Source organism: Mycobacterium ahvazicum (genome assembly GCF_900176255.2).
Taxonomy (GTDB): Bacteria; Actinomycetota; Actinomycetes; order Mycobacteriales; family Mycobacteriaceae; genus Mycobacterium; species Mycobacterium ahvazicum.
Genome location: NZ_FXEG02000005.1, coordinates 68577 through 89145 on the forward strand (window position 1 = coordinate 68577; position 20569 = coordinate 89145).

The 20569-nt window shown below is 67.1% G+C and carries 25 protein-coding genes; 10 read left to right on the top strand and 15 right to left on the bottom strand.

The genetic code is table 11. From position 1 onward, the window contains the following. Nucleotide 1: 1 nt before the first annotated feature. From MAAFP003_RS21290 to MAAFP003_RS21300, 3 genes are all read right to left on the bottom strand, one after another. Entirely contained in the window at nucleotides 2-928 is a 927-nt protein-coding gene (locus MAAFP003_RS21290; protein ID WP_096289707.1) for a TIGR03619 family F420-dependent LLM class oxidoreductase, read from the bottom strand. 149 nt (nucleotides 929-1077) lie between these two features. After that, nucleotides 1078-1275, bottom strand: coding sequence for a hypothetical protein (locus MAAFP003_RS21295; protein WP_133160879.1), 198 nt, complete (start codon nucleotides 1273-1275; stop codon nucleotides 1078-1080). Nucleotides 1276-1410: 135 nt separating this feature from the next. Beyond that, nucleotides 1411-2277: a cyclopropane mycolic acid synthase family methyltransferase gene (locus MAAFP003_RS21300; RefSeq protein WP_096291318.1), complete on the bottom strand. Its 867-nt coding sequence runs from the start codon at nucleotides 2275-2277 to the stop codon at nucleotides 1411-1413. A gap of 163 nt (nucleotides 2278-2440) precedes the next feature. On the opposite strand from MAAFP003_RS21300, the gene MAAFP003_RS21305 reads away from it, so the two are divergent. Continuing rightward, a complete protein-coding gene (locus MAAFP003_RS21305; protein ID WP_096289709.1) occupies nucleotides 2441-2725 on the top strand; it encodes a 4a-hydroxytetrahydrobiopterin dehydratase in 285 nt (94 codons plus the stop codon). Here the strand turns inward: MAAFP003_RS21305 and MAAFP003_RS21310 are convergent. Further along, on the bottom strand, nucleotides 2722-4041 hold the full coding sequence (locus MAAFP003_RS21310) for a mannosyltransferase (RefSeq protein WP_423790930.1): 1320 nt from the start codon (nucleotides 4039-4041) through the stop codon (nucleotides 2722-2724). The two genes, MAAFP003_RS21305 and MAAFP003_RS21310, sit on opposite strands and share 4 nt — an antisense overlap. Before the next feature lie 186 nt (nucleotides 4042-4227). Here MAAFP003_RS21310 and MAAFP003_RS21315 point away from each other — a divergent pair, with 186 nt between their 5' ends. Both MAAFP003_RS21315 and MAAFP003_RS21320 read left to right on the top strand, forming a co-directional pair. After that, the gene (locus tag MAAFP003_RS21315; protein ID WP_207768588.1) at nucleotides 4228-4905 is read left to right on the top strand and encodes a hypothetical protein; all 678 of its coding nucleotides are present in this window, start codon (nucleotides 4228-4230) and stop codon (nucleotides 4903-4905) included. Nucleotides 4906-4952: 47 nt separating this feature from the next. Continuing rightward, entirely contained in the window at nucleotides 4953-6029 is a 1077-nt protein-coding gene (locus MAAFP003_RS21320; RefSeq protein WP_096289711.1) for an Rv1157c family protein, read from the top strand. Nucleotides 6030-6042: 13 nt separating this feature from the next. Here the strand turns inward: MAAFP003_RS21320 and MAAFP003_RS21325 are convergent, their stop codons facing one another. Together MAAFP003_RS21325 and MAAFP003_RS21330 are read right to left on the bottom strand one after the other, a co-directional pair. Next, a complete protein-coding gene (locus MAAFP003_RS21325) occupies nucleotides 6043-6189 on the bottom strand; it encodes a DUF1059 domain-containing protein (protein WP_084163488.1) in 147 nt (48 codons plus the stop codon). A gap of 28 nt (nucleotides 6190-6217) precedes the next feature. Then, nucleotides 6218-6790, bottom strand: a complete 573-nt coding sequence (locus MAAFP003_RS21330) for an HhH-GPD-type base excision DNA repair protein (RefSeq protein WP_096289712.1) — start codon at nucleotides 6788-6790, stop codon at nucleotides 6218-6220. Nucleotides 6791-6884: 94 nt separating this feature from the next. Between MAAFP003_RS21330 and MAAFP003_RS21335 the strand changes: the two genes are divergently transcribed. Beyond that, complete coding sequence (locus MAAFP003_RS21335; protein WP_096291320.1) at nucleotides 6885-7388, top strand: nuclear transport factor 2 family protein; 504 nt, start codon at nucleotides 6885-6887, stop codon at nucleotides 7386-7388. Nucleotides 7389-7418: 30 nt separating this feature from the next. Here MAAFP003_RS21335 and MAAFP003_RS21340 read toward each other — a convergent pair whose 3' ends face one another. Together MAAFP003_RS21340 and MAAFP003_RS21345 are read right to left on the bottom strand one after the other, a co-directional pair. Then, nucleotides 7419-7622 carry a DUF5302 domain-containing protein gene (locus MAAFP003_RS21340; protein WP_096289713.1) on the bottom strand — a complete coding sequence of 68 codons (204 nt, stop codon included), beginning with the start codon at nucleotides 7620-7622 and terminating at the stop codon, nucleotides 7419-7421. An 18-nt stretch (nucleotides 7623-7640) separates the two neighbouring features. Next, complete coding sequence (locus tag MAAFP003_RS21345) at nucleotides 7641-8084, bottom strand: PPOX class F420-dependent oxidoreductase (RefSeq protein WP_096289714.1); 444 nt, start codon at nucleotides 8082-8084, stop codon at nucleotides 7641-7643. 35 nt (nucleotides 8085-8119) lie between these two features. Between MAAFP003_RS21345 and MAAFP003_RS21350 the strand changes: the two genes are divergently transcribed. Then, a complete protein-coding gene (locus MAAFP003_RS21350) occupies nucleotides 8120-8653 on the top strand; it encodes a DUF1697 domain-containing protein (RefSeq protein WP_096289715.1) in 534 nt (177 codons plus the stop codon). A 15-nt stretch (nucleotides 8654-8668) separates the two neighbouring features. Next, nucleotides 8669-9505 (top strand): class I SAM-dependent methyltransferase, encoded by an 837-nt coding sequence (locus tag MAAFP003_RS21355; protein WP_096289716.1) that lies wholly within the window; start codon nucleotides 8669-8671, stop codon nucleotides 9503-9505. Here MAAFP003_RS21355 and MAAFP003_RS21360 read toward each other — a convergent pair. Next, a complete protein-coding gene (locus MAAFP003_RS21360) occupies nucleotides 9502-9870 on the bottom strand; it encodes an Rv1152 family transcriptional regulator (RefSeq protein ID WP_096289717.1) in 369 nt (122 codons plus the stop codon). The genes MAAFP003_RS21355 and MAAFP003_RS21360 overlap by 4 nt on opposite strands. Before the next feature lie 27 nt (nucleotides 9871-9897). Here MAAFP003_RS21360 and MAAFP003_RS21365 point away from each other — a divergent pair, with 27 nt between their 5' ends. Further along, nucleotides 9898-10626 (top strand): SIR2 family NAD-dependent protein deacylase, encoded by a 729-nt coding sequence (locus MAAFP003_RS21365; protein ID WP_279304539.1) that lies wholly within the window; start codon nucleotides 9898-9900, stop codon nucleotides 10624-10626. Nucleotides 10627-10649: 23 nt separating this feature from the next. Here the strand turns inward: MAAFP003_RS21365 and MAAFP003_RS21370 are convergent, their stop codons facing one another. Next, entirely contained in the window at nucleotides 10650-11291 is a 642-nt protein-coding gene (locus tag MAAFP003_RS21370) for a class I SAM-dependent methyltransferase (protein ID WP_096289719.1), read from the bottom strand. 108 nt (nucleotides 11292-11399) lie between these two features. Further along, complete coding sequence (locus MAAFP003_RS21375; RefSeq protein ID WP_096289720.1) at nucleotides 11400-13724, bottom strand: MMPL family transporter; 2325 nt, start codon at nucleotides 13722-13724, stop codon at nucleotides 11400-11402. Nucleotides 13725-14028: 304 nt separating this feature from the next. On the opposite strand from MAAFP003_RS21375, the gene MAAFP003_RS29970 reads away from it, so the two are divergent. Then, nucleotides 14029-14160, top strand: a complete 132-nt coding sequence (locus MAAFP003_RS29970; RefSeq protein WP_096289721.1) for a hypothetical protein — start codon at nucleotides 14029-14031, stop codon at nucleotides 14158-14160. Nucleotides 14161-14297: 137 nt separating this feature from the next. On the opposite strand, the gene MAAFP003_RS21385 is transcribed toward MAAFP003_RS29970, so the two are convergent. Together MAAFP003_RS21385 and MAAFP003_RS21390 are read right to left on the bottom strand one after the other, a co-directional pair. After that, a complete protein-coding gene (locus tag MAAFP003_RS21385) occupies nucleotides 14298-15062 on the bottom strand; it encodes a 3-hydroxyacyl-CoA dehydrogenase (protein WP_096289722.1) in 765 nt (254 codons plus the stop codon). A 44-nt stretch (nucleotides 15063-15106) separates the two neighbouring features. Then, nucleotides 15107-16189, bottom strand: a complete 1083-nt coding sequence (locus MAAFP003_RS21390; protein ID WP_096291321.1) for a CaiB/BaiF CoA transferase family protein — start codon at nucleotides 16187-16189, stop codon at nucleotides 15107-15109. A gap of 126 nt (nucleotides 16190-16315) precedes the next feature. Between MAAFP003_RS21390 and MAAFP003_RS21395 the strand changes: the two genes are divergently transcribed. Continuing rightward, nucleotides 16316-17128, top strand: a complete 813-nt coding sequence (locus MAAFP003_RS21395) for an enoyl-CoA hydratase (protein WP_096289723.1) — start codon at nucleotides 16316-16318, stop codon at nucleotides 17126-17128. 76 nt (nucleotides 17129-17204) lie between these two features. Beyond that, entirely contained in the window at nucleotides 17205-18524 is a 1320-nt protein-coding gene (locus tag MAAFP003_RS21400; RefSeq protein WP_096289724.1) for a DUF2867 domain-containing protein, read from the top strand. Here MAAFP003_RS21400 and MAAFP003_RS21405 read toward each other — a convergent pair. Both MAAFP003_RS21405 and MAAFP003_RS21410 read right to left on the bottom strand, forming a co-directional pair. Continuing rightward, nucleotides 18521-19243 (bottom strand): CPBP family intramembrane glutamic endopeptidase, encoded by a 723-nt coding sequence (locus MAAFP003_RS21405; RefSeq protein WP_096289725.1) that lies wholly within the window; start codon nucleotides 19241-19243, stop codon nucleotides 18521-18523. The genes MAAFP003_RS21400 and MAAFP003_RS21405 overlap by 4 nt on opposite strands. Continuing rightward, the gene (locus tag MAAFP003_RS21410) at nucleotides 19240-20382 is read right to left on the bottom strand and encodes an NAD(P)H-binding protein (RefSeq protein WP_096289726.1); all 1143 of its coding nucleotides are present in this window, start codon (nucleotides 20380-20382) and stop codon (nucleotides 19240-19242) included. Before MAAFP003_RS21410 ends, MAAFP003_RS21405 begins: the two co-directional genes overlap by 4 nt. Nucleotides 20383-20569: the final 187 nt, after the last annotated feature.

Genomic DNA, 20569 nt, shown 5'->3' on the forward strand with positions numbered 1-20569 from the left:
GTCAGACCGCGGCGCGTACCGCTTCGACAAACACGCGCAGATCGCTTTCGCCGTTCCCGAACCGCGCCGGCCATTGGATGAGCCTCAAGTCCGTGACGCCGGCTTTCGCGAGTGCGGCCGCGTCGGCGGCGACGGCAGCGAGATCCGGCCCGCCGTCGGCGCTGGCCCTGACCCGAAGCGAGCCGGTGACGCCGAACCCGTGCGGATCACCGCCGGCACCTTCGACCGCCGCCCGCATCCGTCCGATCCCGTCGGCGAGGTCACGGGCATCCTGACCCCAGGGAATCCAATACTTTCCGAACCGCGCGAGGCGGCGGGCGACGGCACGATTGACCGTCCCACTCACCCAGATCGGCACGCCGCCCGGCTGTAGCGGCTTGGGCATCTGGTGGATCCGATCGAAGGTCAACTCGGGTGAGGCGTAGCTGCCCTCTTTCTCCCGCCACAACCGCGTACACACCTCGAGCGTCTGGTCCAGGATCGCCCCGCGCCTGTCGAAATCCACTCCGGCCACGTCGTATTCCTCGCGCTGCCAGCCGACGCCCACCCCGAGATCCACGCGCCCGCCCGAAAGAACATCCAGTGTCGCAACGGTTTTCGCGAGAACGGCGGCGGGACGCAGCGCAGCCAGCAAGATGTTGGTGCCCAACCGGATGCGTTCGGTGCGGGCCGCGAGGTAGGTCAGCACGGTGAGCGGCTCCAGCCAGGGTCCGTCCGGCCCGGTGGGTTGGCGACCGCCGGCCGTTCCCCCGACGCCGGGATCCGCGTAGGCGTCCATGTTCATGCCGAACGCGATGTGCTCGGAGACCAGCACTCGATCGAATCCGGCGCTCTCCAGCACGCGCGCCCAGTCAGTGAGGTGCTCCCAGTTCACCGGCTCCTCGGCGGAGAAGGAGGGTATTCCCATCGACAGCTGTATCGAGGCCATTGCGACAAGTTAACCGATCGGTGCCGCCCGATCGCCGATCGCATCGACTGTCAGGCAAGCAGCAATGCGGCGCGGGCCCTCGTCCCGCCCGCGCAGCCGGTGGACCTCATCGACGGTCGATGCCGAACGATGCTGGCCCACAATTGATGTCACGCCTTGGCGCGGTACAAGTCGAACAGGTCGGCGGTGATCAGTTTGGCGACCTCGTCGGCCCTCTCCAGGGTTTTATACGGGCCGCCGATCTCGATGAAGACGCTCCATCCGCCGTCCGCATCGGCGATGACTTTGACGGCGTCGGGTCGTTCAAGGTAGTCGCGATGCAGAGCAATGAAATTCTCGGGCTTCATGCGGTCAGGGTAGGGCAGATCGGGGCGTATCAGCCCGCCGTTCATGCTCACGTTCAGCAAAGTTCGCGCAGTAGACGGTTGCCTACCCGTCGGCACCGGGCACGTGCCACGAACTCACATGTGTCGCAACCCGATTCACTTACGCAACGTGAATTGGTTGACGTCGATGTAGCCGTCCCGGAACGCATCGGCACATCCCGTCAGGTAACGCATATAGCGCTGATAAACCTCTTCGGATTGGATGCTGACCGCGTCGTCATGGCGCCCGGCCAATGCGACGGCCCAATGGTCCAGCGTCCGGGCGTAGTGCAGTCGCAGCGACTGGCGGCGGGCCAGGTTGAAACCCATCTTCGAGGCGTGGAACTCCACCATTTCGATCGCGGGCAACTGGCCCCCGGGGAAGATTTCCCGGGCGATGAAGTCGTTGAAGCTGGTCTGCTCCTCGGACATCGGCAGGCCGCGCTCCACGATCTGCTGTGCGGTCAGCATGGTGATCGTGTGCAGCAGCATCACCCCGTCGCCGGGCAGGGTGCGATAGGCCATCGCGAAGAAATCGTCGTAGCGGTCGTAACCGAAGTGCTCGAACGCACCGATGGAGACAATCCGGTCGGCGGACCCGTCGAATTGTTCCCAGCCCTGCAACAGCACCCGCCTGCTGCGCGGGGTGTTCATCGCGTCGAACGATTTCTGGACATGGGCGGCCTGGTGTTCCGACAATGTCAGGCCGACGACGTTCACGTCGTACTTCTCGATCGCGCGGCGCGACGTGGCTCCCCAGCCGCAGCCGATGTCCAAGAGCGTCATCCCGGGCCGCAGCCCCAGCTTGCCCAGCGACAGGTCCATCTTGCGGATCTGGGCCTCTTCCAGGGTGATGGGCTGCAGGCGATCGAAGTAGGCGCAGCTGTAAGTCATCGTGGGATCGAGGAACAGCCGGAAGAAGTCGTCCGACAAGTCGTAATGCGCCTGGACGTCTTCGAAGTGCGGTGTCAGATTCTCCGTCATGGCGGCCACGTCCCTCCCTGAACCCCGGGGCCATTACCTGCTTGACGAAGTGGCCGCTACGGCGGTTCAACACCGACTTCCCCAAATTGGCGAACTCAAACGACCGGAGTCATGGCGTAACGTGGCGACTGGCAAGGTTTTTCGCCTAGAAAGGTTTGCTGTCATGGCCGTACTGACGGATGAGCAAGTAGATGCCGCTCTTCCCGATCTCGACGGTTGGGAACGTGCGGATGGGGCATTGCGCCGCTCGATCAAGTTTGGAAGTTTCTTGGACGGCATCGACGCGGTGCGCCGGGTCGGCGAGCACGCCGAAAGTAAAGACCATCACCCGGATATCGATATCCGTTGGCGGACAGTGACTTTCGCACTTGTCACGCACTCTGAAGGCGGAATCACCAAAAACGACATCGAGATGGCACGCGATATCAACGGGATCGTCGGGAGCTAGCCCAGCGACGGCGCCGCCCGTGGGCGAGACTGCTGGGCCGGCGTCGCATCAGAGCGGCCGACTCGTTTGCCGGACGTGGCGATGACAACCAGGGTTGCCACTGCGGCCACCGTGTACGCCAGCCCAGCCCACGCGAAGTACCAGGGCCGGCTGATCTGCCAGATGTTCGGCTGAGCGAACAACAACAGCCACGGCACGCCGACGATGGTCAGCGCCAACCAGCCCCAGCCCGCGACCCGCATTGCGCGTCGCTCGCGCCTGGGTCCGTGAATCAGCCAGATCATCAGCGGCACCAGCCACACCCAGTGATGGGTCCACGAAATGGGTGACATCAGCAGCGCGAACATCTCGACCACCAGCAACTTGCCGAGCCGATCCGAGGAGTCCACGGCTCGCCACGCCAGGATGGCCAGTACCGCCGTCACGGCGATGGCGATCACGACCGGCGGACCGAAGCCGGCGTCGTGACCCAGGATCCGGGAAATGCCGCCCCGCCACGACTGATTGATCGAGGTCGCGATCGGCCCCACCCGGTGGGCGTCGCCGAGCAGATCGGTGAAGTAGTAGCGAGTCTGATCGCCGACGATCAACATCGACAGCGCGATGGTGCCGAAGAACACAACCGCCGAAAACGCGGCCGCGGCGAATCGCCGGACGCCCACCAGATAAACCCCGGCGATCGCCGGGGTCAATTTGATCCCCGCCGCCACGCCGACCAACAGTCCGGATAGCCACCAGCGCGTCGTGTAGATCGCGCAGAGCACCGCGAGCATCAGAAAGACATTGATCTGCCCGTAGTCGAAGTTGTTGCGCAGCGGCTCGATCCAGATCGTGATCGCGGTCCACGCCATCGCGACACGCCGGCCACTGCCGGGCGGCACGCCGAGTAGTCGCTGGCTGATGCGAACCGAGGCGTACAGCGCGGCCATCGTCGCGGCCAGCCACAGGAAGCCGGTCAGGCCAAACGGCAACAGGTGCAACGGGTAGAAGACGATCGCCGCGAACGGCGGATAGGTGAACGGCAACGGGAAGTCCGGTGTGCGCTCGCTGTAGACGAAGTCGTACAGGGTGCCGGGGTGCTCCAGCGCGGCCGCGCCGCCGAGATAGACGTGCAGGTCGACGAAGTTCGCGCCGTTGCGCGTCAGGTACGTCAAGGCGAGTCGTGCGGCGACGCTCACGACCAACAGCAGCGGCGCGGCGGAGCTGATCACACTCGCCATCCGCCGGGAGATGGGTGCCGCCCGGGCGGCCACATTGGTGTCTACCCGCCTGACTTTAGCGACCGCGGCGGACGCTGTGGTGTTGTCCGTCGCCACCCCCGGCACGCGCCGAGCAGCGGACTTTGCCGGCGATCCGCAGTCGCGGCCGCGTCCGCAACCGTCTGGTCACCGCCATCACTCGTCTCGATAACGATCAAATAAATGCCACACGTGTCACTTGAGTCCCACCAGCATCAAAGTAGCTTCGGCTCCGTCACCTGTTGTCGATCCCTTGGGGGAGCAATGCCAAGCATCTGGACTTACGTGAAAGCCGCCGCCGTTGTCGTCGGTTCGTCCGCCGCCCTACTCACGGGCGGTATCGCCCACGCCGACCCGGCGCCGATTCCCGACCCCGGCCTGCAGAACATCCCGCAGCAGTTGATCGCTTCGGCGGCCAACGCTCCGCAGATTCTGCAGAACCTCGCGACCGCTCTCGGTGCGCAGCCGCCGCAGGCTCCGCCCCAGCCCGGTATCACCTTCCCGGGCCTGAGCTCGGCCGCACAGGCGCCCGCGGCGTCCGCCCCGGCGGGTGTCCCGTCGATTCCGGGACTCACCCCGGCAACGCCCGCCCCCACGGCGGCCAGCCCGACGGTTCCCGGCCTCAGCTCGATTCCTGGATTGGGCCAGACCACACCGGCGGCTCCCACCGCGCCGGCGAGTTCCGGTATCCCCGGGCTGAGCTCGATCCCGGGCCTGACGTCACCGGCGGCGCCGGCCGCCGCACCGGCGTCGGCACCCCAGGTGGCGAATGTGAACATGCCGGCACTGCCCGGCCTGCCGCTGAACGTGCCGCCGAAGCTGTCGCTTCCGGGCGACCTGACGTCGCTCGCCGCGGGCGCCGTCCCGGGGACGGCAGCCGCGCCGGCCGCCGCCGCGCCGGCGGCTACCCCGCTGTCGCCGCTGCTCTCGGCCATTCCCTGAGCAGTTCGTTAAACGGCTAATCCACTACCGAAGGACCGGAGGACATCGTGGCAAGCAGTTGGAATCTGTCCAGAGGTTTGGCCGCGGTCGTGACGGCATCGGTTGCCGCGTTCGGGCTTTGCCCGAGCGCGGCAGCCGATCCGGCGGCACCGCAGCCGACACCCCAACAAAGCGCGACCCAGGGCCTGCCCGGCCTGCCCGCGCTGTCGCAGCTGAGCCCGATCATTCAGCAGGCCGCGACCGACCCCGGCCAAGCCACGCAGCTGCTGATGGCCGCGGCCCAGGCGTTCACCCATAACCCGTCGGCGCCCGGCGAATCGAAGAACGTGGCCGCGTCGGTGAATCAATTCGTTCAGGAGCCGGGTGCCCCGGTTCCCGGTGCGCCGGCTCCGGCGCCCATCGCCGCCCCGTCCGAGCATGTGCCCGGTGCCGGCATCGTGCCGGGCGCCCAGGCTCATCTGCCGACCGGCATCGACCCGGTCCACGCCGCGGGCCCGGCCCCGGCGGCGGCTCCCCCGGCCGGCACGCCACACGCTCCGGTACCCGGCGCCGCTCCCGGTCCGGCTCCCGAGGCCGCACCCGCGCCAGGCCCCGCACCCGCTCCGGCCGCGGCACCGGCTCCGGCCCCCTCGGCGGCACCCGCACCCGCACCAACGCCCGCGCCGGCCCCGGGCGCGGCCCCGGCGGCCGCGACGGCCCCGGGTTTCGGCCCTGACGCACCGGTCACGCAGGACTTCATGTATCCCTCAGTCGGCAGCAACTGCCTCGCCGACGGCAGCAGCGCGCTGGCAACCGCGCTGTCGGTGGCCGGGCCGGCCCCGATCCCGACGCCCGGCCCCAAGCCAGGCCAGACCGCCTACGTGTTCACCGCGGTCGGGACGCCCGGACCCGCCGAGGTGCAGAAGCTACCGCTGAACGTCACCTGGGTGAACCTGACGACGGGCAAGTCGGGCACCGTGACCCTCACGCCCCGCACCGACATCAATCCCGAGGGACCGACGACATTGACCGCGATCGCCGACACCGGTTCGGGCAGCATCATGTCGACGATCTTCGGTCAGGTCACGACCAAAGAAAAGCAGTGCCAGTTCCTGCCCACCATCGGCTCGACGGTGGTGCCCTGAAGCCAGGGGTTGGCTAGTACGCCATGAACAGGATGGCGTCGCGGTCGTACTCCAGGCCCGGATGAACGCTGGACAGGTGAGCCTGGGTCAGCTCGACCAGCTCATCCTCATCCTTGCCGACGATGGCTTCTCCGCACGGACACGTCAGGTGTGTCTTCACGTTGCCGCCCTTCCCTTCTGGTGACCTACTACTTAGCCGCCTTGGCTGCCGCTTTCATCTGCTTCTTGTACGCGCGCACTTTCCCCATCGACTGGTCGTCGACGATGTCGGCGACGGAGATATGTGTGCCGGCCTTGCCGAACTGTCCGGCCGCGGTGCGCCAGCCTTTCGCGGTGACGCCGTACTGCTTGCCCAGCAGCGCCAGGAAGATCTGCGCCTTGACCTCACCGAAACCGGGCAGGCCCTTGATGCGCCGCAGCAGCTCGTCGCCGTCGGGATCGCCGGCGGTCCACAAGCCCGCGGCGTCGCCGTCGTAGCGGTCCACGACGATCTGGGCCAGGGTCTGGATGCGCTTGGCCATCGACCCCGGAAACCGGTGTATCGCAGGCTTTTCCGAGCACAACGCGGCGAACTTGTCGGGGTCGTAGTCGGCGATCTCGGCGGCGCTGAAGCTGCCCATCCGGTCCGCGATCTTCTTCGGTCCCGCGAAAGCGGTCTCGAACGTGACCTGCTGGTCCAGCACCATCCCGACGAGCAGGGCCAACGGGTCGCTGGCCAGCAGCGCGTCGGCCTCAGGATCCTGCGCGAGGCAAAGTTTCACAGTCGACAGACTACCCACCAGAAAGGCGCCGGCGACCAGCGCATTACCACCGGGTTATCGTGGCGAGGTGGTGGATGAAGCCAAATTGGCCCTGATGGTTGCCCGCGACGAACTGCATCAGCTCGTCACCGCCTATTGCCGGGCCGTCGACCGCGCGGACTACGGCGCGCTCCGGGATCTCTACCACCCGGACGCGACCGATTCACACGGCTCGTTCTCGTCGGGCGGCGTGGAACCGTTCATCGCGCAGCTACAGGCGGCCGAGCCGTATGTGCGTGTCTCCCAACACAACATCACCACCACGAACTTCGTGGTCGACGGCGACGGGGCCCGTGGCGAGATCTACTGCCTGGTGTTTCACACCTTCGCCGGTCCCGAACACGACATCGACGTGATCATCGGCGGTCGGTACCTGGACACCTATATCCGCCACGACGGCCGCTGGAAGTTCTTCCAACGCACCATCGTGGCGGATTGGGCTTATCAAAACGACCCGTCCCAAGTCGACTTCAGCCATCCCAGCACCCGCGCCAGCATGCGCGGCAAGCCGGGCAAGGCCGACCCGTCGATCGGACTCTTCGCCCCGGGGCTGAGCTAAAGCTCTGTCCGCCAACAACTCTGGGGCAGACTAGCCGCCGCTCTTGCGACGAAATTCCCGACGGCCCCCGCCCGCGGCGCCGTGCGCCCGGGCCTGCTTGCCGCCACTGTCTTTGTGGTCGGACCCGCCTGCGGACTTGGCCATCTTGCGCTCCAACGCTTCGCGAAACTTGCGCTTGTTGTCGTCCTCGCCCTGCGCGGGCGTGGCATCTTTTCCGGGAGTCGTGTCGGCCATATCGGCAGCCTAGTCCGACTACCGCTTGCCCGGAGGCATCCCGTACAGGTGCGAGATCGGCAACGTCAGCACCACCCGCCGATCGGTGACCATCGCCTCGCGGTACTCATCCCAATCGGGATGCTCACCGGCGATATTGCGATACAACGCAATCAACGCTTCGACGGTGTCGTCGTCGGGCGCGGCGGCCGGGGGCGTGAGTTCGGCGGTGCCTTCAGCGACCGCATACGACCAACCGTCGTCGGAGTCGACCAGGATCGACGCCCGCGGATCCCGGCGCAAATTGCGGGTCTTGGCCCGCGGTTCGGTGATCGACACCCGGATCACCAACTCACGCGGGTCGAAGTGGTAACTCACGTTCGACAGTTGCGGGCGCCCGTCGCGTTTGATCGTGGCCAGCACCCCGAGTGAGTTCCCCGCTATCAGTGCCAGCAATTTGTCGTCGAAGACTTGGCGTCCCATCCCCAAAGACTACGTCGCTCTGGTGCAATCGGATCATGACCAAGTACGCGGTGTTCCTGCGCGGCGTCAACGTCGGCGGCGTCAATGTGAAAATGGCCGAGGTCAAGGCGGCCCTGACCGACGCGGGATTCGCTGCCGTGCGCACCATCCTGGCCACCGGCAACGTGCTGCTGGAGTCGTCGGCCAAGGCGCCCGGGGTGCGCAAGAAGGCCGAAGCCGCGCTGCGCGAACGGTTCGGCTACGACGCGTGGGTCCTGGTCTACGACGTCGACGCGGTGCGTGCCGTCATCGAGGCCTACCCGTACCAGCCCGAGGTCGACGGTTACCAGTCCTACGTCACGTTCGTCGCGGACGCCGAGGTGCTCGGCGAGCTCGCGAAGTTGGCCACCGAGGCCGGCTCCGACGAGAAGATCAGCCGCGGTGACGGCGTCATCTACTGGCAGGTACCCAAGGGCAGCACCCTGGACAGCACGATCGGCAAGACGATGGGCAAGCCCCGGTACAAGTCCTCGACTACTACGCGCAATATGCGAACTCTGGCCAAAGTCATGCTGGGAAGCGAAACGTAGGTAAGGTTTTCGACGATGAGCTCTGCCCAAGACACTCCCAAAAAGAAGGTCTCCCTCGGCGGCGTCTCCGAAACCGCTCTCCTGACGCTGAATGCGCGGGCGCAGGAAGCGCGCCGCCCCGATCCCCTGCTCGTCGATCCGATGGCGGTGGCGCTGGTCGACTCGATCGACTACGACTTCGCGAAGTTCGGGCGGCCGCGCCAGGACATCGCGTTGCGCGCACGACTGTTCGACACCCAGGCCGCGTCGTTTCTGACGGGGCACCCGACGGCCACCGTGGTGGCGCTGGCAGAGGGTCTGCAGACCAGCTTCTGGCGGTTGGACGCGGCGATTCCGGATGCCCAATTCCGTTGGCTGACAGTCGATCTACCAGAGATCATCGAAATTCGGACCCGACTGCTGCCGGCCTCGCCTCGGGTGGCGGTGTGCGCCCAGTCGGCCCTGGACTACGGCTGGATGGATTCGGTCGACGTGGCAGGTGGCGTGTTCATCACCGCCGAGGGGCTACTGATGTATCTGGAGCCCGACCAGGCGATGGGCCTGATTGCCCAGTGCGCCAAGAGATTTCCCGGCGGCAAGATGATCTTCGACCTGCCGCCGGCCTGGGTGTCCAGGGTGAGCCGGCGCGGTATGCGAACCTCGCGACGCTACACGGGGCCACCGTTGCCGTTCAGCCTGTCGGCGGCCCAGGTGGCCGACCTGGTCAACACCGTGCCGGGGGTGCGGGCGGTGCGGGATTTGCGACTGCCGCCGGGACGTGGTCGCGCGTTCAACGCCGCGGTGCGGATGATCTATCGCGCGCCGGTGTTCCAAGCGCTGCGACCGTGCTTGACGCTGCTGGAATTCGGCTAGCCCTCGTCGGGCACGGCCTCGATGTAGCGCAGCGCCTCGGCCTTGCCCAACCCGAGTCCGCGGGCGACATGGACATACTCACGGGCCGCGGCCGCCATCGCCGCGTCGGTCGGGTCGTAGCGGGCGATGAAAGTGCCGAAGCGCCCGCGAGTTTCGACAATGGCCGCTGTCTCCAGCTCACGGTAAGCGCGCGCGACCGTATTGACGGCCACACCCAGTTGGCCGGCCAGCTCGCGCACGGTCGGCAAGCGGCTGCCGGGCGCCAGGGCGCCTTCCCGCACACCATCGATGACCTGCGTCCGGAGCTGGTCGAAAAGCGGCCGGCCGCCCTTGAGGTCGACCTTTAGCCATTCGCCCAGCTCCACGTATCCAGTATTACCCCAACCAGCGCTATGTTGGTGGCTATGCGAGTGACGGTGCTCAGCGGCGCAGGGATCTCCGCGGAGAGTGGAGTGCCGACATTTCGCGACGACAAAAACGGATTGTGGGCCCGTTTCGACCCCTACGAGTTGTCCAGCACCCAGGGCTGGGTCAATAACCCCGAACGGGTGTGGGCCTGGTATCTGTGGCGGCACCACCTGGTGGGCACCGTCGAACCCAACGACGGGCACCGGGCCATCGCGGCCTGGCAGGACTACGCCGAGGTCAGCGTCGTCACCCAGAATGTCGACGACCTACACGAGCGCGCCGGCAGCAGTCCGGTCCATCACCTACACGGCAGCCTTTTCGAATTCCGTTGCGCGAGTTGCGGTCTGCCCTATCACGAGACCCTGCCCGCGATGGCCGAGCCGGCGATCGAGGTGCAACCGCCGCTGTGCCCCCGCTGCGGTGGGCTGATCCGGCCCGACATCGTCTGGTTCGGCGAGCAGCTGCCCGAAGGCCCGTGGAGCCACGCCGTCGAGGCGACCCACACGGCCGACGTGATGGTGGTCGTCGGGACCTCGGCGATCGTCTACCCGGCCGCCGGCCTCGCCGATCTCGCACTCTCGCGCGGCGTCACCGTGATCGAGGTCAACCCCGAGCCCACCCCTTTGTCGGGCAGCGTCACGCTCTGCATCCGCGAGTCCGCGAGTCAAGCCCTGCCGGGGCTGCTGCAAAAACTACCCGCGCTGCTGAAGTAGCGGATTCGCGGCGGCCCAGCGGATTACGGCCGTCGCGCGCGGCCCAGCAACAGCTCCGATACCGGCATCGGGGACCAGGCGGGCAGTGTCCACTCCCGCCGGGAGCTGTTCACTTCGAACCCGGCGTCGACGATCGCGCGTTCGGTATCGCGATGGGTATGGCAGTTACCCAGCAGCCGCGGCCAGATCGTCGCGTCGGCGAACCGCTGCAGCCGGCCGCGCATACCGGCGCTGGCCACGTGCTCGAGATAGCGCAACTCACCGCCCGGGCGCAGAAACTCATACACCCGCCGCAGCACCGCTTCGGGGTCGCGCACCGAGCACAGCACCAGGGAGCACACCACCGCATCGAACGGCTGCCCGCTGTGGAACTCCTCCACGGTCTCGTTGGTCAGGACCACCGGTACCGACGCGGCAGCGGCGGCCACCCGCGCCCTGGCCGCCAGGCGCGGCTCGGGCTCCATCGCGACGCCCTGCGCGACGGACTCGGGGTAGTTGGGGAAGTTCGTCCCGATCCCCGCCCCGACCTCGAGCACCCGGCCCGACAAGCCGGCCAGGTTCTCCCGGCGCAGGGCCCGCACCGCCTCGGTCTCGTGAGCGGCGGCAACCGGCCACACCCGCGCGAAGAACGGGTTCTCGAACGTCGGTGTCGTTGCTGTTGTCATCCCCCACCTATTCGATTCGGAACGGGGCCTCAGCATAAAGCCAGCCGGCGCGCGCAATTGACGATCCCCACCTTGGCTATCGGCGCAGCCCCCCGCCATCAGCCGAGCTCAGCCGATTTTAGTCACCGGTTCGGCGACCGGATAGCCGTTGTGCTCGACGGCGATCGCCACCGGCTCGATCGGCGCGGCCGGTTCGGCCGGCCCCTCGCTGACGCCGAACCGCTCGTGCAGCCACATCAACGGCTTGGGCGCCCACCAGTTCCAGCGGCCCATCACGTGCATGAACGCTGGAACCAGAACCATCCGGACCAGGGTCGCGTCGACGAACACGGCCAGGGTCAGGCCCAGACCGAACATCCGCATGAACGACACGTGCGCGGCGATCAGCGCGGCAAACGACATCGACATCACCAGCGCGGCCGCGGTGATCACCCGGCCGGTGCGCGCGACGCCGTGCGCCACCGCTTCGTCGTTGGCGTCGTGCGCCTGTTTGGCCGTCGACGCCAGCGGCCGATACTGCAGCCAGTACTCGCGGATCCGCGAGATCAGGAACACCTCGTAGTCCATCGACAAACCGAACGCGATGCAGAACAACAACACCGGCATGTTCGCCACCAGCGTGCCGCTCGGCGTCGTTCCCAGCGCGCCGAGATGGCCGTCCTGGAAAATCCACACCAGCGCGCCGAACGCCGCGGTCAACGACAGCACGTTGCACATCAGCGCCTTCAGCGGCAACAGCACGCTGCCGGTCAGCAGGAACAGCAAGATGAAGGTGATCACGGCCATCACGCCGAGCACCATCGGAAGCCGGTCCGTCACCGCGTCGACGCTGTCGCGGTTGACCTGGGCAACGCCGGCCATCTCGACGGCTCGCCCGGCGGGCCCGGGCACCTGATGCAATCGCTTGAGCTGGGTGTCGGACGCCGGCGAGAACAGTGGCTCCGTGCTGCTGACGGTCAAGAACGCACTACCGTCGGACAGCCCGGTGGCTCCCGCGGGCGGCCCGACCGGGTTCCCGCCGACGAACGTCCCACTCGGCGCGGACACGCCTGAGACCCCGGGCACCCGCGACAGTGCCGCGGCGTAAGCGTCGAGGTCGGCTGGGCTCACGCCGCGCGCGTCGGGAATGACGACGGGCACCGACGTCGCCGAATCGTGCGCGAAGTTGGTGCGCAACTGGTCACCGACCTGATGCGCCGACGCGGATCGGGGCAGTACGCGGTCGTCGGGGAAGCCCCATGTCACCCGGAGGAACGGCAGACCAAACAGCACCAGCACCGAGGCGACGGCCACACCGATCGGCAGCCAACGGCGCATCACGAACTTGCTGGACCGGTACCAGAACATTTGCTCGACGGGCTTGTGCACGGGCGCGGGGCGGCGCAGCACCCGTCGCACCAGCTTTCTCACATCCAGCGAATCCAGCCGTGGGCCCAGCAACACGATCGCGGCCGGGGTGATCACGATCGACGCGGTCGCGACGAACGCCACGGTGGCCACCCCGGCATAGGCGAACGACTTGAGGAAGTACATCGGGAACAGCGCCGTCGCAGACATCGACAGAGCGACCGTGACGGCGGAGAACAGCACGGTGCGCCCGGAAGTCGTCATGGTTCGGATCAGCGCCTGATGGGGGTCGCCGCCCTCGGCCAATTCGTCGCGGTAACGGCTGACAATCAACAACGTGTAGTCGATCGCCAGCGCCAGGCCCAACGCGGTGCTCAGGTTCAGCGCGAAGATCGACACCTCGGTGCTGAACGTGATGAGCCGCAGTACGGTCATCGAACCCACGACGGCGAGCGCACCCAGGGCCATCGGCAGCGCCGCCGCCAGCAGCCCGCCGAACACCCAGATCAGCACCAGAAAGCTGAGCGGAAGCGCGATCATCTCCATGACCAAGAGGTCTTCTTGGTTCTGCTTGTTGATCTGTGCGTACTCCATGGCCGCGCCGCCGGACCGGACGGTGACCCCGTCCCGATCGTGCACGAGCTGATCCGACAGGGTTTGGGCGTTGTTCTGCACATTGTTCTCGCCGCCCTTGAGGTTGACCACGATCAACCCGGACTTGCCGTCTTTACTTGTCAGATCGACGGCAGCTTGCGGCGGCGCGGTCCACGGGGAGGTCGCGTTGTAGACCAGCGGCGAGCGCTGCAGCTCGTTGACGAGATCGGTGCCCACCGTGCGGGCCTGATCACTGTCGACCCCCGCGGGTGCGGTCACCAGGATCAGCATCTGCTGACCGCTCTGCCCGAACTTCTCGGTGAGCACCGAGATGGCGCGCGCGGACTCCGAGTCCGGGTCCTGGAAACCGCCGGGAGCCAGGCTCTTGGCGACGGGGATCCCGAAGACCGCTGCGGCGATGAACACCAGCACCCCGACCGCGATGATCCGGCGCGGCGCGGCGATGGCCAGCCGAGCGATCCTTGGCAGCATCTACGCTTCCTCCCCCGGTGGCGGTCCCGCGGGGCGCACACCATATTCGCGGTAACCTAGCCGCGGTAAGAGACAGGTGTCAAACAACTACTCACCAAGCCACGGGGTGAGAGTCCGGTTGGTTCGATGCGGTTTTCAAACCCGCGAACACTAAGAGTCCGGCTAGAAAATTGGGCGCTGATTAAGCCGGTCAGGGGCCGAATCCGCGTCTAGACGCCAGGCAACCCTACTGGCGAGTAAATTGCCACCATTTTCCGAATCGTGACTCAAAGATTCCTTAATGGTGGCTTTTAGGCTCAGTGTCATGTGGATCGACGACTCAAGTGCGGACGTCATCAAGGTTGACTTCGAGGCTCTCTACCACGGAGACGTGTTGGTGGAAGGCGAGACCTCCGAGCAGTTTGACGACTGGCACCCGCTGCCCAACGCGAGCTGACCGCCATGAGCCTGCTCGCTCGGCTACTTATGGCCGAACCCTCAGTTTCTCGTTGGTTCCGTCGATCGCATTGATCTTGTTGCCAACAAAAACCCCCGCCGTGGCGGGGGTTTTTGTTGATGCGCCGCCAACGAGCCTCAGCGCGGCGCCATCCGGATGGCGCCGTCGAGGCGGATGACCTCACCGTTGAGCATCGGGTTCTCCACGATGTGCACCGCCAGCGCGCCGTACTCGTCCGGGTCTCCCAGCCGCGCCGGGTGCGGCACCTGCTTGCCCAGTGATTTCTGCGCCTCCTCGGGCAGCGAACCCAGCAACGGGGTCTTGAACAACCCCGGCGCGATGGTCATCACGCGAATGAGCTCGCGTGACAGGTCGCGGGCGATCGGCAGCGTCATGCCGACCACGCCGCCCTTGGACGCGGAGTAGGCGGCCTGTCCGATCTGGCCATCGAACGCCGCGACCGAGGCGGTGTTGATGATGACGCCGCGCTCGGGGCTTGTTTCGGGACCAACCGGCTCGGTCTTGGCGATACGTTCGGCGGCCAGCCGCAGCACGTTGAAGGTGCCGATCAGGTTGACCTCGACGACCTTCTTGAACCCTTGCAGCGGGAACGGCCCGTCCTTGCCCAGCGTCTTGATCGCGTTGCCGATGCCCGCACAGTTGACGTTGATGCGCAGCGAGCCCAACGACTCGGCGACGTCGAGCGCTTTGCTCACGCCCTCCTCGTCAGTGACGTCGGTCGCGAAGAACTTCGCGCGGTCGCCGAGTTCGGCCACCACTTCCTCACCCTTGAGGTCGATCACGACGACCTGAGCGCCGGCATCCAGCAGCCGCTTGGTGGTGGCCAGGCCCAGACCGGAGGCACCCCCGGTGACGACGGCGACAGCGTCCTTGATCTCCATGCGAGTCCTTTCGTGATCCTGCCGACCAACTTGTTGGTTGGGGACTATACCCAGTCGTTGAGGACGTCCTCGACGTCGGTCACCGGCGCCGCGGGGCGCGGTGTCGGCGGCGCGGTGCGAGAGAACCGCGGCGCCGGCAGCGGCTGCAGACCGCCGTTGACTTCGTAGAAGGTGTTGCGCTCGGTGATGTGCGGCTCGTTCTGTACCTCGCCGAACGCCAGGATCGGCGTCACGCAGGCGTCGGAGTCGGCGAACACCTTCGCCCAGTGATCGCGGTCCTGGCTGGCGAACTTCTCGGTCAGGATCGCCCGTAGTTCGGGCCAGCGCCCGACGTCGTTCTGCCCGGGAAGGTCGGCGCCGTCGAGGCCCAGGCCGGTCAGCATGGCGGCGTAGAACTGCGGCTCGATGGCGCCGACCGCGACGTAGCGCCCGTCGGCGCAGGTGTAGGTGTCGTAGTAGGGCGCGCCGCCGTCGAGCAGGTTGGTGCCGCGCGCGTCGGTCCACATCCCGGAGGCGCGCATCTGCCACATCATCTGGACCAGCACGCTGGAGCCGTCCACCATCGCGGCGTCGACGACCTGCCCCTTGCCGGAGGTCTGCCGCTCCCAGAGCGCGGACAGGATCCCGAGCAGCAGGAACATCGAACCGCCGCCGAAGTCGCCGACCAGGTTCAGCGGCGGCACCGGCCGCTCGCCCGCCCGGCCGATCGAGTGCAGGATGCCGTTCAGCGAGATGTAGTTGATGTCGTGACCGGCTTGCTGGCTGCGCGGACCGGTCTGGCCCCAACCGGTCATCCGCGCGTAGACCAGCCGCTCGTTGACCTCGGCGCAGTCGTCGGGTCCCAGGCCGAGTCGCTCGGTGACGCCCGGGCGGTAGCCCTCGATCAGCACGTCCGCTTTGGCCATCAGCCGCAGGACGGTCGCGCGCCCCTCGTCGGACTTGAGGTCGGCGGTCACCACCCGACGGTTGCGCATCATGGCGTCCTTCGCGACGCCGCCGGGGCCGGACGACGGGCGATCGATGCGCACCACGTCGGCGCCCAGATCTCCCAGAATCATCGCGGCGTGGGGGCCCGGCCCGATGCCGGCCAGCTCCACTACCCGGAGTCCTTTGAGGGGCCCACCCAACGGTCCCGCCATGGTCCACCGACCTTTCGTCTGCTCTGACGCGTGTCAACCCGGTCGTTGGCATCTTCGCAGCCGCGCTCGACGGCCGCGCACCCCGGTCGCTTACCCGGTCGTTATCGTGAGCCCATGTCTGAATCCGTGCTCGACAAGCCGTCGTCCGTCGACGGCCTGGCCATCACGTTGTCCGACGGCGTGCTGTCGGTGACCATCGACCGGCCCGACAGCCTCAACTCACTGACGGCTCCGGTGATCTCCGGACTCGCCGACACCATGGAACGCGCGGCGACCGACCCTGGGGTCAAGGTGGTTCGGCTGGGCGGTGCGGGCCGCGGCTTCTGCTCCGGAGCCGGCATCAGCGCCGACGACATGTCGGGCAGCGGCGGCGTTCCGCCGGACGAGATCGTCGTCGAAGTCAACCGGCTGATCCGGTCCATCACCGCGTTACCGCACCCGGTGGTCGCCGTCGTGCAGGGGCCCGCCGCGGGCGTCGGCGTATCCATCGCGCTGGCGTGCGACATCGTATTAGCTTCTGACAAAGCATTTTTCATGCTCGCGTTCACCAAGATCGGGCTGATGCCCGACGGCGGGGCGTCGGCGTTGGTGGCCGCCGCGATCGGCCGGATTCGCGCAATGCGCATGGCGCTGCTGGCCGAGCGGTTGCCGGCCGCCGAGGCGTTCGCCGCGGGCCTGGTCAGCGCGGTCTATCCGGCCGAGGACTTCGACGCCGAAGTCGACAAGGTGATCGCGACGTTGCTGGGCGGCCCGGTGGTGGCGTTTGCCAAGACCAAGGATTCGATCAACGCGGCCACCCTGACCGAGCTGGACGGCGCGCTCGAGCGTGAGTACCGCGGGCAGGCGATCTTGTTGCGGTCGGCCGACTTGCGCGAGGGTGCCACGGCGTTCCAGGAGCGCCGCGCGCCGAACTTCACCGACCGCTAGCACGGTTGGCGGCCCCTCGAACGGCAATCCTGCTTAGCGTCAGTTCCGAATAAACTGACATGCCGGAAGGGGAACAATGCGCTGTCTGGTGACCGGGGCGACCGGCTACATCGGTGCCCGATTGGTGCCGCGTCTGCTCGACGAGGGCCACAGCGTGCGCGCGCTGGCCCGCAACCCGGACAAGTTGGCGGACGTGCCGTGGCGGGCGCGCGTCGAGGTGGCCCGCGGTGACCTCGGTGACGTCGATTCGCTGATCGACGCGTTCGAGGGCATGGACGTCGTGTACTACCTGGTGCACTCGATGGGGACAGCGAAGAATTTCTCCGACGAGGAGAGCCGCTCGGTCCGCAACGTCGTAACGGCGGCGCGGCGGGCCGGGGGTCGGCGGTTCGTCTACCTGTCCGGGCTGCATCCCGAAGGCCGCCGCCTGTCCCCCCATCTCGAGTCGCGCAAGGCGGTCGGCGATGCGCTGATCGACTCGGGAATCGAAACACTGGTACTGCAGGCCGGTGTGGTCGTCGGTTCGGGGTCAGCGTCCTTCGAGATGATCCGGCACCTCACCGATCGGTTGCCCGTGATGACGACGCCGAAGTGGGTGCACAACAGGATTCAGCCCATCGCGGTGCGTGACGTGCTCCATTACCTCGTTGCGGCAGCGACGGCGCCGGTGCCGTCCTCGCGCACCTGGGATATCGGCGGGCCGGACGTGCTGGAGTACGGCGACATGATGCGGGGTTATGCCGAAGTCGCCGGCCTGCACCGCCGCTACCTGATCGTGCTGCCGTTCTTGACGCCGACGATCGCCAGCCTGTGGGTGGGAACCGTGACGCCGATTCCCCCCGGCCTGGCGCGCCCGCTGATCGAATCGCTGGAATGCGATGCGGTGATGCGCAATTCGGACATCGATAAGATCATCGAGCCACCGCCCGGCGGCCTCATCTCCTACCGGCGCGCCGTCTCGTTGGCGCTGGACCGCCCGGCGCGCGGGCTGCCCGAAGCCACCTGGGCCTCGGCGGAATCCGAGCCCGCCGACCTGCTGCCCAGCGACCCGGGCTGGGCTGGCGACATCATCTACACCGACGTCCGTACGGCAACGACAGATGCTGCGCCACAACAGGTTTGGGATGCCGCGGAAAGGGCGGCGAAAAACTCCGGCCAGTGGAGGGTGGCCGAGCGTGAGCCCGCGACGTCGCTGCGGCTGCGCTCTCGTCAGCGCATGCCCGGATCGGGGTGGATGACGATCACGGTCGCCCCGCAGGCCGGCGGCGGCACCGTCTACACCCAACAAACGACCTTCGTGCCTCGCGGCATCCCAGGACGGATTTACTGGCAGGTGGCGCGGCCGCTGCACATCGCCGCGGCACGCGCATTGGCGCGCAACGTGATTGGCAGTTAGACGCCGAACATCGGCGGCAATACCAGCACCATGATGAGACCCCAGAAGAAGTGGGTCAGCATCGGAGCCAGAATGCCGCCGCTGGCCCGTCGCTCCAACGCGCACACCGTGCCGAGGATGACCGCGGCAAAGCCGAGCATCGGGTTACCGCTCGCCAAAGTCACGCAGAGATACAGCAGGGTCGAAATCGCCACTGGCGCACGCCGACCCAGCGCCGTATACAGCGCACCGCGGAAGAACATCTCCTCGGCGACGCCGTTGACCAGGGTGATCACCACCACCAACCAATATGACCCGTGGTGGGCATATTGCAGCACTCGCGCGATCAGTTCCGCGACGGGCGCAATCTCCCGGACGATCAATCCGCCGACCACGAAGATGCCGCCGAGTAGCAGTCCGATCAGCGTGCCGGTGATCACCGGGCGCTGATTACGGCCACGCCAGTTGATGCCGCCGAGATGCAGCGGCCCGGAGAGGAACGCGCCACCGATCCACACTGCTGCCAATACCAGCGTCAGCCAGTAGAAGTTCGAGTCGCCGGGCGCGCGCCGCAGCGAAAAGCCGAGCACCACAGCACCGACCACCAGCGTGAGCGCCACCACGGCCCGGCGGCGCCGCACCATCGACGGCGCTTCGTGATGTGACACAGCGACATTGGTGACAGCCCGACGCAGCTCCGAGAACACACTGGTGTGGTACGGGCTGGTGGCTTGGCTCATGCCGGACGTACCTTGGGCGTAAGGGTGAGCATGATGTCGAGGCTGGTGCGCAGCGCTCCCGCGACCGGACCCGGCACCCTGTTGACCAGTTTCAGCGTGGGCCGCGCTATCGGCGGGGTGATCGCCCGTGCGAGGCGCCGGATGCGCAGCGCGTCCCCGCCGGCCCACCCGGGATCGGTGTCGGCGAGGTGATGCGGATCGGTCAGCGCGTTGACCGGGCGGGGCCGCCCGTTGGTGGTCAATGCCCGACGGATGGCGTCCTCGACGCTCAGCAGGCCGCCGGGCGGGTCGGGTACCCGGCCGCGCAGGTCGCTGGCGGAGGCGACCATCGGGTGATCCAGCGATTCCACCAGGTCGCCGGCCAATCCTGGTGGGACCGGCAACGCAAGCCCGGTGACCAGCGACGCCAGCGAGGTGTCGATCCGGCCGACCGGTAGTGCGGTGTGCCACCGGCCCGAGATACGCGCATAGGTCTTCAGCAGGCCCCGGTAGGACGTGGTGTCCGGACCGGCGATGTCGTAGGCGCCCGCGGGCACCCGCTCGGGGTTCGCCGCGGCGAGCAGATAGTGCAGCACGTCGCGAATGGAGATCGGGTCGATCGGGTTGTCCAACCAGTTCGGCACCGGCAGCAGCGGGAACCGGTCGCCGACATAACGCATCATCTCGAACGACGTCGAGCCGGCGCCGATGATCACCGCCGCGCCCAACCACACCAGTTCCGGGCCGTCGGGCACGGCCAGGGCCTCGGCCACCTCGGCCCGGCTGGCCAGATGATCGGACAGCTCATCGGCAGCGGGCACGAAGCCACCCAGGTACACGATGCGCCGCACCCCGGCGTCGCGGGCGGCGGCCGCGATGTTGGCGGCCGCTGCCCGGTCGGCGTCGCGGAAGTGGGGCTGGCCGATCGCGTGCACCAGGTAGTAGAGCACGTCAACCGGGCCCGCGGCGTCCATCGCCGCCTGCGCCGACACCGGATCCGAGGCATCCAACCGGACCGGCGCAACGCGATCAAACCAGCCGAACCGCTTGAGCCGCTCGGGGTTTCGAGTGGCGGCTACCACCTGGTGGTTGTTCGCGAGCAACGCCGTGACCAGACGCGATCCCACATAACCACTGGCACCAGTGACCAGAATCCGCATCTACTGACCCTATCCCGGACGGGCCACGTCTAAACCCGGTCGACCCAGCCGCGGCGGCGCATGCAGGCCAGGGTCCAGGCGGATGCCGGACGTGACCAGTGGTCATCATCACAACTATGACAACTGAACAATGCGATCTACGGCACCGTAACGCAAGGTATGGACAAAACTACGGGGGCCAGTTCGG

Bases quoted from the DNA above. Each gene is read 5' to 3' on its own strand.
- MAAFP003_RS21405 (WP_096289725.1), bottom strand. From the start codon at position 19,243: ATGAGCCAAGCCACCAGCCCGTACCACACCAGTGTGTTCTCGGAGCTG.
- MAAFP003_RS21365 (WP_279304539.1), top strand. From the start codon at position 9,898: ATGTTGGTGGCTATGCGAGTGACGGTGCTCAGCGGCGCAGGGATCTCC.
- MAAFP003_RS21335 (WP_096291320.1), top strand. From the start codon at position 6,885: ATGGTTGCCCGCGACGAACTGCATCAGCTCGTCACCGCCTATTGCCGG.
- MAAFP003_RS21410 (WP_096289726.1), bottom strand. From the start codon at position 20,382: ATGCGGATTCTGGTCACTGGTGCCAGTGGTTATGTGGGATCGCGTCTG.
- MAAFP003_RS21290 (WP_096289707.1), bottom strand. From the start codon at position 928: ATGGCCTCGATACAGCTGTCGATGGGAATACCCTCCTTCTCCGCCGAG.
- MAAFP003_RS21350 (WP_096289715.1), top strand. From the start codon at position 8,120: ATGACCAAGTACGCGGTGTTCCTGCGCGGCGTCAACGTCGGCGGCGTC.
- MAAFP003_RS21385 (WP_096289722.1), bottom strand. From the start codon at position 15,062: ATGGAGATCAAGGACGCTGTCGCCGTCGTCACCGGGGGTGCCTCCGGT.
- MAAFP003_RS21370 (WP_096289719.1), bottom strand. From the start codon at position 11,291: ATGACAACAGCAACGACACCGACGTTCGAGAACCCGTTCTTCGCGCGG.
- MAAFP003_RS21395 (WP_096289723.1), top strand. From the start codon at position 16,316: ATGTCTGAATCCGTGCTCGACAAGCCGTCGTCCGTCGACGGCCTGGCC.
- MAAFP003_RS21340 (WP_096289713.1), bottom strand. From the start codon at position 7,622: ATGGCCGACACGACTCCCGGAAAAGATGCCACGCCCGCGCAGGGCGAG.
- MAAFP003_RS21355 (WP_096289716.1), top strand. From the start codon at position 8,669: ATGAGCTCTGCCCAAGACACTCCCAAAAAGAAGGTCTCCCTCGGCGGC.
- MAAFP003_RS29970 (WP_096289721.1), top strand. From the start codon at position 14,029: ATGTGGATCGACGACTCAAGTGCGGACGTCATCAAGGTTGACTTCGAG.
- MAAFP003_RS21300 (WP_096291318.1), bottom strand. From the start codon at position 2,277: ATGACGGAGAATCTGACACCGCACTTCGAAGACGTCCAGGCGCATTAC.
- MAAFP003_RS21345 (WP_096289714.1), bottom strand. From the start codon at position 8,084: ATGGGACGCCAAGTCTTCGACGACAAATTGCTGGCACTGATAGCGGGG.
- MAAFP003_RS21400 (WP_096289724.1), top strand. From the start codon at position 17,205: ATGCGCTGTCTGGTGACCGGGGCGACCGGCTACATCGGTGCCCGATTG.
- MAAFP003_RS21295 (WP_133160879.1), bottom strand. From the start codon at position 1,275: ATGAAGCCCGAGAATTTCATTGCTCTGCATCGCGACTACCTTGAACGA.
- MAAFP003_RS21315 (WP_207768588.1), top strand. From the start codon at position 4,228: ATGCCAAGCATCTGGACTTACGTGAAAGCCGCCGCCGTTGTCGTCGGT.
- MAAFP003_RS21375 (WP_096289720.1), bottom strand. From the start codon at position 13,724: ATGCTGCCAAGGATCGCTCGGCTGGCCATCGCCGCGCCGCGCCGGATC.
- MAAFP003_RS21305 (WP_096289709.1), top strand. From the start codon at position 2,441: ATGGCCGTACTGACGGATGAGCAAGTAGATGCCGCTCTTCCCGATCTC.